We start from the raw sequence: 9,701 nt of genomic DNA, 5'->3' as shown, positions 1-9,701 counted from the left end.
GCCACGTCAAGTAGTGTTTTTGTCTATTCCGCATTGCCTGCCGCTAGCTCGCACGGTCAAACCTTCAATCAACGCTGCACTGTAATTCAACCATTGCTTATGCCGCAGACGGGCCAAAGGAGTTCCCGAAATAGCCGTGAATGTGTGCTTGCATAAGCAACAGCGAAAACGTTGCAACCCCGCCTGGTGCCCCCAACGATGAGGGCGATCCGCCTGGCAGACCGGACAACTCGGCTCAAAAGAATCCTCAAGATATTTCACAACCACAGCTTGTGGCTTCGCCTCGCTCAGATAATGTTTGGCCTGTTCTTTTTGACGACGATTAAGTTGCGATATCTTTTCCAACCACTCCCGAAAATCAGTGGCTTTCATAACTATACCCTCCAGTCTTAAGGTTCCAGCCTATTCGACAAAAAGGTAGTTCCAACGTTTAATGCAGACATAGCCTTATGTTTTGTATCGAATGCGTGTTGGTTGTCCGTGGAGAGACCTGCCGGAGATATTTTGTAGTTTGGAATTCCAAACTACAAAAGGTTCAACGCGTGGTTATTGAGTAGCAAATGGGATAGATTTTCAAGACGTTGAATTTATCCAGATTGTGAACGAGAATTTATTGATAACACTACGTTAAAGCGTATCAGCATAGTGCGGGAGCAGTCGACAATAAGTATTGGGAAAAGCCGTGCAGGAATTACCACGACGATTCACCTGGCGGTTCGTAGTTATGGCTTGCCAATCGAGTCTGAGATCACGGCTGGAGATGTCAATGATTGTTCTGCCGCACTCGATTTGATTACCAGGTTACCTGACGCGGAAGCGATGGTAGCGGACAAAGGCTATGACAGTGATTGTATACGGGAACAGATAACAAAGAAAAGAGCCATGCCTGTAATACCAGGAAAAGCGCAATTCATCGAAAGGTAATGCAGACATGAATTGATGGAGCTTGTATAAATATCGGCATTTGGTAGAAAACGCTTTTGCGCGATTAAAGCAGTATCGTGCAGTGGCAACACGATATGACAAATTGAAGAGAAATTACAAAATGGACACACAACAAAAAAGGGCACCACATTACTCAAATATGTGGTGCCCTATCATTTAGGGTGCTTGGCGGTGTCCTACTTTCACATGCGTATACACACTATCATCGGCGCTGCTTCGTTTCACTTCTCTGTTCGGGATGGGAAAAGGTGGTTCCAAAGCGCTATGGCCGCCAAGCAAAAACTGTAATAATTTATAAAGATTAGTAAAGTAATTTGAATTCTCAAGATTATAGGATCAAGCCTCACGGTCAATTAGTATCGATTAGCTCAACACATTACTGCGCTTCCACATTCGACCTATCAACGTTGTAGTCTTCAACGAACCTTTAGGGGAGTTATACTCCCGGGAAGTCTAATCTTGTGGCAAGTTTCCCGCTTAGATGCTTTCAGCGGTTATCTCTTCCGCACATAGCTACCCGGCGATGCCACTGGCGTGACAACCGGTACACCAGAGGTGCGTCCACTCCGGTCCTCTCGTACTAGGAGCAGCCCCACTCAAACTTCCAACGCCCACGGCAGATAGGGACCAAACTGTCTCACGACGTTTTAAACCCAGCTCACGTACCACTTTAAATGGCGAACAGCCATACCCTTGGGACCGGCTTCAGCCCCAGGATGTGATGAGCCGACATCGAGGTGCCAAACTCCCCCGTCGATATGAACTCTTGGGAGGAATCAGCCTGTTATCCCCGGCGTACCTTTTATCCGTTGAGCGATGGCCCTTCCATACAGAACCACCGGATCACTATGACCTGCTTTCGCATCTGCTCGACTTGTCAGTCTCGCAGTCAAGCACGCTTATGCCATTGCACTATCAGCACGATTTCCGACCGTGCCTAGCGTACCTTCGCACTCCTCCGTTACTCTTTGGGAGGAGACCGCCCCAGTCAAACTGCCTACCATACACGGTCCCTGATCCAGATAATGGACCTAGGTTAGAATTTCGATAATGCTAGGGTGGTATTTCAAGGTTGGCTCCATACACTCTGGCGAGCATATTTCATAGCCTCCCACCTATCCTACACAAACATGATCAAAATCCAATGTAAAGCTACAGTAAAGGTGCACGGGGTCTTTCCGTCTAGCCGCGGGTAGATTGCATCTTCACAAACATTTCAACTTCGCTGAGTCCCGGGAGGAGACAGTGTGGCCATCGTTACGCCATTCGTGCAGGTCGGAACTTACCCGACAAGGAATTTCGCTACCTTAGGACCGTTATAGTTACGGCCGCCGTTTACCGGGGCTTCGATCAAGAGCTTGCACCCCATCACTTAACCTTCCGGCACCGGGCAGGCGTCACACTCTATACGTCCACTTTCGTGTTTGCAGAGTGCTATGTTTTTATTAAACAGTCGCAGCCACCTTTTTATTGCAACCTCTTTCCGCTTCGCATGCAAGATGCTACACATACCGGAGGCACACCTTCTCCCGAAGTTACGGTGTCAATTTGCCGAGTTCCTTCTCCCGAGTTCTCTCAAGCGCCTTAGAATTCTCATCCCACCCACCTGTGTCGGTTTGCGGTACGGTCTTTATTTAACTGAAGCTTAGTGGCTTTTCTTGGAAGCAGGGCATCACTTACTTGGCTCCCTAAGGAGTTTCGTTATCACGCCTCAACTTAGCTACCCGGATTTGCCTAGGCAGCATGTCTACACGCTTCAACCGGGACATCCAACACCCGGATAAGTTAGCCTTCTTCGTCCCCACATCGCATTAAATAAAGGTGCTGGAATATTAACCAGCTTCCCATCAGCTACGCATTTCTGCCTTACCTTAGGGGCCGACTCACCCTGCGTCGATGAACGTTGCACAGGAAACCTTGGGTTTTCGGCGAGGAAGCCTTTCACTTCCTTTATCGCTACTCATGTCAGCATTCGCACTTCCGATACCTCCAGCAATCTTCACAGATCACCTTCGCAGGCCTACGGAACGCTCTCCTACCATCTGCAATTACTTGCAAATCCCTAGCTTCGGTGCACAGTTTAGCCCCGTTACATCTTCCGCGCAGGACGACTCGATCAGTGAGCTATTACGCTTTCTTTAAAGGATGGCTGCTTCTAAGCCAACTTCCTGACTGTCTATGCCTTCCCACTTCGTTTACCACTTAACTGTGTCTTTGGGACCTTAGCTGAGGGTCTGGGTTGTTTCCCTTTCGACACCGAACGTTAGCACCCGATGTCTGTCTCCCATACTTGCACTCTTTGGTATTCGGAGTTTGCCATGGTTTGGTAAGTCTTGACGACCCCCTAGCCATAACAGTGCTCTACCCCCAAAGGTGATATATGAGGCACTACCTAAATAGTTTTCGGAGAGAACCAGCTATTTCCAGATTTGTTTAGCCTTTCACCCCTACCCACAGCTCATCCCCTAATTTTTCAACATTAGTGGGTTCGGACCTCCACAAAGTATTACCTTTGCTTCATCCTGGCCATGAGTAGATCATCTGGTTTCGGGTCTACACCCAGCAACTAAACGCCCTATTAAGACTCGCTTTCGCTGCGCTTCCCCTAAACGGTTAAGCTTGCTACTGAATGTAAGTCGCTGACCCATTATACAAAAGGTACGCAGTCACCCCAGCTTTAATAATCCTCTATTAAAGACCATTAAAGCTGGGGCTCCCACTGTTTGTATGCATGCGGTTTCAGGATCTATTTCACTCCCCTTCCGGGGTTCTTTTCGCCTTTCCCTCACGGTACTGGTTCACTATCGGTCGATTACGAGTATTTAGCCTTGGAGGATGGTCCCCCCATGTTCAGACAAGGTTTCACGTGCCCCGCCCTACTTGTCGCAATCTTAGTTCCACATTATGATTTTTGCTTACGGGGCTATCACCCAATATCGCTTAACTTTCCAGAAAATTCAGCTAATCTTAATGCTAAAAATTGCAGGCTGATCCCATTTCGTTCGCCACTACTTTGGGAATCTCGGTTGATTTCTTTTCCTCTGGTTACTTAGATGTTTCAGTTCACCAGGTTAGCCGCTTTCTCTCTATATATTCAAGAGAAGCTACCCTTACGGGTGGGTTTTCCCATTCGGACATCTCCGGATCAAAGCTTGATTGCCAGCTCCCCGAAGCTTTTCGCAGGCTTCCACGTCCTTCATCGCCTGTAATCGCCAAGGCATCCACCACATGCACTTATTTGCTTGATCCTATAATCTTGAAAATTCTGTACCATTCAATTACAAACAATACAATTCAATTTTATATAATCTTGATTTTATGTTTTACATCAAAATACAATCGAACCCAAATTACTTTCTAATTTTTTAAAGAACGCTACTAACAAACATATTATTTGCCTCAACCCAGATTTTAGTTCTATATCTGATTGGTGGAGGTGAACGGGATCGAACCGATGACCCCCTGCTTGCAAAGCAGGTGCTCTCCCAGCTGAGCTACACCCCCATGGTGGGTCTGGGTGGACTTGAACCACCGACCCCACGCTTATCAAGCGTGTGCTCTAACCAACTGAGCTACAGACCCGTTAAGGCCCATGTCGATATACCACTTAACTAAATAATTTGTTTGTTAGTTTTGATAACCAATAAGTGTGAACGCTTAACAACACTGTTATGAAAGGAGGTGATCCAGCCGCAGGTTCCCCTACGGCTACCTTGTTACGACTTCACCCCAGTCATGACTCTCACCGTGGCAGGCGCCCTCCTTACGGTTAAGCTACCAGCTTCTGGTGAAAACCACTCCCATGGTGTGACGGGCGGTGTGTACAAGACCCGGGAACGTATTCACCGCGACATGCTGATCCGCGATTACTAGCGATTCCGACTTCACGGAGTCGAGTTGCAGACTCCGATCCGGACTACGAAGTGCTTTGTGAGATTGGCTCCCCCTCGCGGGTTGGCTACCCTCTGTACACTCCATTGTATTACGTGTGAAGCCCTACCCATAAGGGCCATGAGGACTTGACGTCATCCCCACCTTCCTCCGGTTTGTCACCGGCAGTCTCATTAAAGTGCTCAAATAAATGATAGCAATTAATGATAAGGGTTGCGCTCGTTGCGGGACTTAACCCAACATCTCACGACACGAGCTGACGACAGCCATGCAGCACCTGTGTCTTGGTTCCCTTTCGGGCACTTTTATGTCTCCGTAAAATTCCAAGCATGTCAAGGGTAGGTAAGGTTTTTCGCGTTGCATCGAATTAATCCACATAATCCACCGCTTGTGCGGGTCCCCGTCAATTCCTTTGAGTTTTAATCTTGCGATCGTACTCCCCAGGCGGTCAACTTCACGCGTTAGCTACGTTACCAAACCCTCAATTAGGCCCGACAACTAGTTGACATCGTTTAGGGCGTGGACTACCAGGGTATCTAATCCTGTTTGCTCCCCACGCTTTCGTGCATGAGCGTCAGTGTTAGCCCAGGGAGCTGCCTTCGCCATCGGTGTTCCTCCGCATATCTACGCATTTCACTGCTACACGCGGAATTCCACTCCCCTCTGCTACACTCTAGCCTTGCAGTTTCAAACGCCATTCCCAGGTTAAGCCCGGGGATTTCACATCTGACTTACAAAACCGCCTGCGCACCCTTTACGCCCAGTAATTCCGATTAACGCTCGCACCCTACGTATTACCGCGGCTGCTGGCACGTAGTTAGCCGGTGCTTCTTCTGTCGGTACCGTCATTAATTACAATTATTAGTTGTAATCGTTTCTTCCCAACTGAAAGAGCTTTACAACCCGAAGGCCTTCTTCACTCACGCGGCATGGCTGGATCAGGCTTGCGCCCATTGTCCAAAATTCCCCACTGCTGCCTCCCGTAGGAGTCTGGGCCGTGTCTCAGTCCCAGTGTGGTTGGTCGTCCTCTCAGACCAACTACTGATCGTCGCCTTGGTAGGCCTTTACCCCACCAACTAGCTAATCAGACATCGGCCGCTCCTTAAGCGCAAGGTCTTTCGATCCCCTGCTTTACTCCTTAGAGACTACGCGGTATTAGCACATCTTTCGATGCGTTATTCCCCACTTAAGGACACGTTCCGATGCATTACTCACCCGTTCGCCACTCGCCGGCAGGTGCAAGCACCCCCGCTGCCGTTCGACTTGCATGTGTAAAGCATGCCGCCAGCGTTCAATCTGAGCCAGGATCAAACTCTTCAGTTTAATCTTACTCATCTTCGCTATGACCGTTATTATCCGGATCATTTGCGTTGACGTTTAATCTCTACATTTTTTTATTTGCATTACTGCAAACAAATTTTTGTATTGTTAAGCGTCCACACTTATTGGTTATCTTTTTAAAGAGCTTCGCTTTGACTTGTTGCTGTCTCTGCGTTAGAGATGCGCATTATACAGAACAATTACTGTACGTCAACGAGTATTGACACTGATTCGCTATATTTTTTGCACCAAACCCGCAACTCGCTGATTAATAAGTTTAATTAATGAATTATATTTCCCAGTGTTTCTATTAAATACACAATCTTAAGCATCCAGCCTTCATCCTTATATCACCCGAACGGTGATTCAAGGGTAGGTAATGCTGACGCTGCTACACTCGCAATCTTGGATCGCCGCCTTGTTTGGGGAAAGTGAATATTGAGGGCCTCCGTTTCAGACTCTCCCTGAAAGCAAGTCCGGTAAATTCAATGCGCAGTCGTCGAGCGAATTGGCTTCCACAGCTCCAGCACCGTGCGTTTCTGCCCCCACAAGTTGTGTTCACGCCCCGGAAACCGTTTCGGATTGAGAAACAAAGGCTCGATGCCCCAGCGGCGTGCATATAGGTGCAGTATCTCCTCGACGGCACGACAATCCGTTTCGGTCGCCAGTAGTAAGCGTGCTTTCGACCAACACTGTTTGTCTACATCGTAGAATTCGCACCATATCGTGTGCACCAACGTCTCTTTGAGAAAACGCGCCATTGCCACTACGTGTTTAGTCCCACAGTGTGCAGATGAACTCGCTGCTCCTTGCCATACAGTGTCAGCCTGATTTCGGTTGCTGGTAAATTTTGGATTGCCTCGGGCGTCATTTTGCCCTCGTATATTCTGGGACGTCCACGTCCAGGTTTGGCTGCCACGCCTAGTGGCAAGAACAATGCGGTATCGCGCCGTGCCTGCTCAATGATTGATATTTTTTGTAACAGCGATGGCAATATTAGCCACGCTCGCATGAACCAGGTATCGAACAGTATTCGGACGCGCGCTTGTTTACCATCACGGGAGCTGCCCAGCACGCTGACGCCCAACGTGACCCAGCACTGCGCCAGTAGAAATTGTGGCCGGTTGTGTTTTCTGGCATGGCCGTACCGAACGATACTGCTCGGCGCCCTCTCGGGTTGGTATGGAATTAACGTGTTGTCGATGACCAGATTTAGGGTCTCTATTTTAGGGTCTCTATTGGCAAAGCACTGTTGACCGCCTCAACAAGGCTCCTACCAGCCGTAGCGTCCGGACGCAGCCGCCCTCCAGAACTTTGTATAGGCTGTACAGTAATTCGACGAAAGTGGCGCGAGAACGCAAGGATACAGCGGTAAGTAAGTAGATAATCCAGCTTGACAGGCAAGTTTGAACATAGGAAACTGAATGGAAGTTAATACTCTTTCAGAGGTCACCGCTTCGATTCCGCCCTAAGGGCTGATTCCTTGGTGATGAATGCCCAAAACTTGAGTGTTAAATACTCGTCCCTAAAAAAACATCTGCGTGAGCAAGTACTAAACTTCAGAAAACTGATCGAGACATATTTGCCTACGCATAAATAATCTGGGTTAGCAGATTGATCTGTCGTGAAAGGCTTTCAATCCCTTTCTTTGCCAATACTGTGTGTATGCATCTGTGCTTATGCACAAAGAAACTTTGCTCTTATCTTTCACAATACCCGCTCACACTAACCACTACCGTGAATCCATTTAATAAGAGCATCCATGGCGGTTTTGGCACTAGCCGCCCTAGGATGATTAACCACAAAAACAAATGCGTGGCGCCGGTTCTTGTCATCCAGCACATAGCCAGCAATGGCAGAAACGTCTCTTAGAGAACCCGTTTTCAGATGAGACCTGCCGATAACTGCTGTTTTTTTGAGACGATTCCGCGTTGTTCCATCAATACCCACCACTGCCAATGACGACATAAATTCAGGCATTACCGGAGAATGAAATGCATCTACCAGCAATCTACCCAAATGACGCGCACTAATTCTTTCCTTACGCGACAAGCCCGACCCATTTTCTATCATCAGCCCAGGAAAGTTCAGGCGCTTGGTAAATAACCACTGCTGTATCGCCGAATAAGCAAAATCAATTGAGAGTGGCTGATTACCATTCGTCTGCTTCTCTCCCAGCGACAGATATAACTGTCTTGCCGCAACATTATTGCTGAACTTGTTGATGCCCCGAATCACATCGGCTAGCGGTGGAGAATAAAAAACCCTGATCGGTGTTGCTCCGCCAGGAACCATTCCTCGTCTGACTCCACCATTAAAACTCCCGCCAGATTGTTGCCAAAAGTTCTTGAATAAGCGGTGAATATAATTCTTGCTGTCGTACAGACTTAGATAATAGGTGTGATGGCCACAATGAAGCGAATAATTACCGTTGAATTTGACTGTAGGATGTCCATTTCCAGCTCCATTTTCCAGAATTTCTGTCCGAACGCGGCGACGCCAGTCCCCGCAGTTTTTTCTGGTCGGTTGAATTTGATTTTGCAAATCCATTAGCTGCAGTTCGGGATCCTCAACAATTCTTATCTGGTCACGCTGCCCATCTGGCATGATATGTAACGCGGAAGTCCGATAATTAACCAACAGCGCTTCAGGCAAGACGTTATACGGTTTGTAACGCTCGCCATCAAATGCGCCTGGACTGGCAGGTGCTAGATTGTAATAGCTGTAATCCAGCACCAGATCACCGCTAATTTCACGTAGGCCAGTCTGACGAATCTGGCGCACCAACTGCCAAAAATTTTCCAGATTTAAACTGGGATCACCATAACCTTTAATAATCAGATCACCCTGCAGCCGCCCATCGTGGGTATTACCCTGCGCATAAACTTCTGTTCGCCAGGTATAATCAGGGCCAAGCAATTCGAGGCCAGCATAGGTCGTGACCAGTTTCATCACCGAGGCAGGGTTCATGGCTTTATCGGCATTGACTATCAGTGAAGGCTGGCTGGCATTGACTTGCTGCACAAAAACCGCAATGGCATCTTCTGGTATGCCCGCTTTCTGCAGCAACTGACTAATGGATGCGGGCAAATTACTTGCGTTTACCGGTGTAAGCAGAATAGCCATCGTAGTGATAAATGCAATTCTCAGAATAATTGTCATTTTTCCGTGCCTTTCGGTTTACTGCAATACACTAATGCGTTCTTCGACAGATCGAAAATCCATCATCCCACCCCATACGGTATTGTCCGTCAGCGTTATATCGCTTAACATCCTTATAAGCATATGCGCTTTGTTTCGCCGTCTCGCAACCGTCTATGTACCCTTCCTGGGTTGCTGCCGGATAACCCGTCAGATTATAAATCGGGCGGGCGCTTGGCGGCAACGGACCGGCAGGGCGCTGATCGGCAGCTGGGTCCGGAAGCGGCTTGTGATCCGGATAAACCGGCTTGGAAACAGGGTAAGGCTGAGTAACACACCCGCTCAGCAATAGAATCACTGTACTGAATAAAATACGTAGCATTGCTACTCCCATCACACTCATC

The 9,701-nt window shown here is 48.1% G+C and carries 4 protein-coding genes, 2 tRNA genes, 3 rRNA genes and 2 pseudogenes; 1 reads left to right on the top strand and 10 read right to left on the bottom strand.

The annotated features are described in order from the left end of the window. Positions 1-9 precede the first annotated feature (9 nt). Positions 10-372: pseudogene (locus NSMM_RS03655) on the bottom strand (transposase); the annotation flags it as partial. Positions 373-451: 79 nt separating this feature from the next. Between NSMM_RS03655 and NSMM_RS16380 the strand changes: the two are divergent. Continuing rightward, a pseudogene (locus tag NSMM_RS16380) lies at positions 452-1,105 on the top strand (IS5 family transposase); the annotation flags it as partial. A gap of 3 nt (positions 1,106-1,108) precedes the next feature. Here the strand turns inward: NSMM_RS16380 and rrf are convergent. From rrf to NSMM_RS03605, 9 genes are all read right to left on the bottom strand, one after another. Further along, positions 1,109-1,221: ribosomal RNA gene (rrf, locus tag NSMM_RS03645) — 5S ribosomal RNA — on the bottom strand. Positions 1,222-1,277: 56 nt separating this feature from the next. Then, positions 1,278-4,193: ribosomal RNA gene (locus NSMM_RS03640) — 23S ribosomal RNA — on the bottom strand. A 180-nt stretch (positions 4,194-4,373) separates the two neighbouring features. Then, positions 4,374-4,449: transfer RNA gene (locus NSMM_RS03635), tRNA-Ala, on the bottom strand. Position 4,450: 1 nt separating this feature from the next. Next, positions 4,451-4,527 (bottom strand) — tRNA-Ile (locus NSMM_RS03630). A 92-nt stretch (positions 4,528-4,619) separates the two neighbouring features. Then, a 16S ribosomal RNA gene (locus NSMM_RS03625) occupies positions 4,620-6,159 on the bottom strand. The 16S, 23S and 5S rRNA genes sit together here with 2 tRNA genes alongside, the layout of an rRNA operon. A gap of 482 nt (positions 6,160-6,641) precedes the next feature. Beyond that, a complete protein-coding gene (locus tag NSMM_RS03620; RefSeq protein WP_143001844.1) occupies positions 6,642-6,917 on the bottom strand; it encodes a hypothetical protein in 276 nt (91 codons plus the stop codon). 5 nt (positions 6,918-6,922) lie between these two features. After that, positions 6,923-7,231, bottom strand: a complete 309-nt coding sequence (locus NSMM_RS03615) for a hypothetical protein (RefSeq protein WP_143001843.1) — start codon at positions 7,229-7,231, stop codon at positions 6,923-6,925. 650 nt (positions 7,232-7,881) lie between these two features. Beyond that, on the bottom strand, positions 7,882-9,318 hold the full coding sequence (gene dacB / locus NSMM_RS03610; RefSeq protein WP_090284719.1) for a D-alanyl-D-alanine carboxypeptidase/D-alanyl-D-alanine endopeptidase: 1,437 nt from the start codon (positions 9,316-9,318) through the stop codon (positions 7,882-7,884). Between the two features lie 31 nt (positions 9,319-9,349). Continuing rightward, positions 9,350-9,679, bottom strand: a complete 330-nt coding sequence (locus NSMM_RS03605) for a hypothetical protein (protein ID WP_090284725.1) — start codon at positions 9,677-9,679, stop codon at positions 9,350-9,352. Between the last annotated feature and the right edge of the window lie 22 nt (positions 9,680-9,701).

The organism is Nitrosomonas mobilis (genome assembly GCF_900103035.1).
Lineage (GTDB): Bacteria > Pseudomonadota > Gammaproteobacteria > Burkholderiales > Nitrosomonadaceae > Nitrosomonas > Nitrosomonas mobilis.
This window is presented reverse-complemented; position numbering and strand designations above follow the sequence as displayed.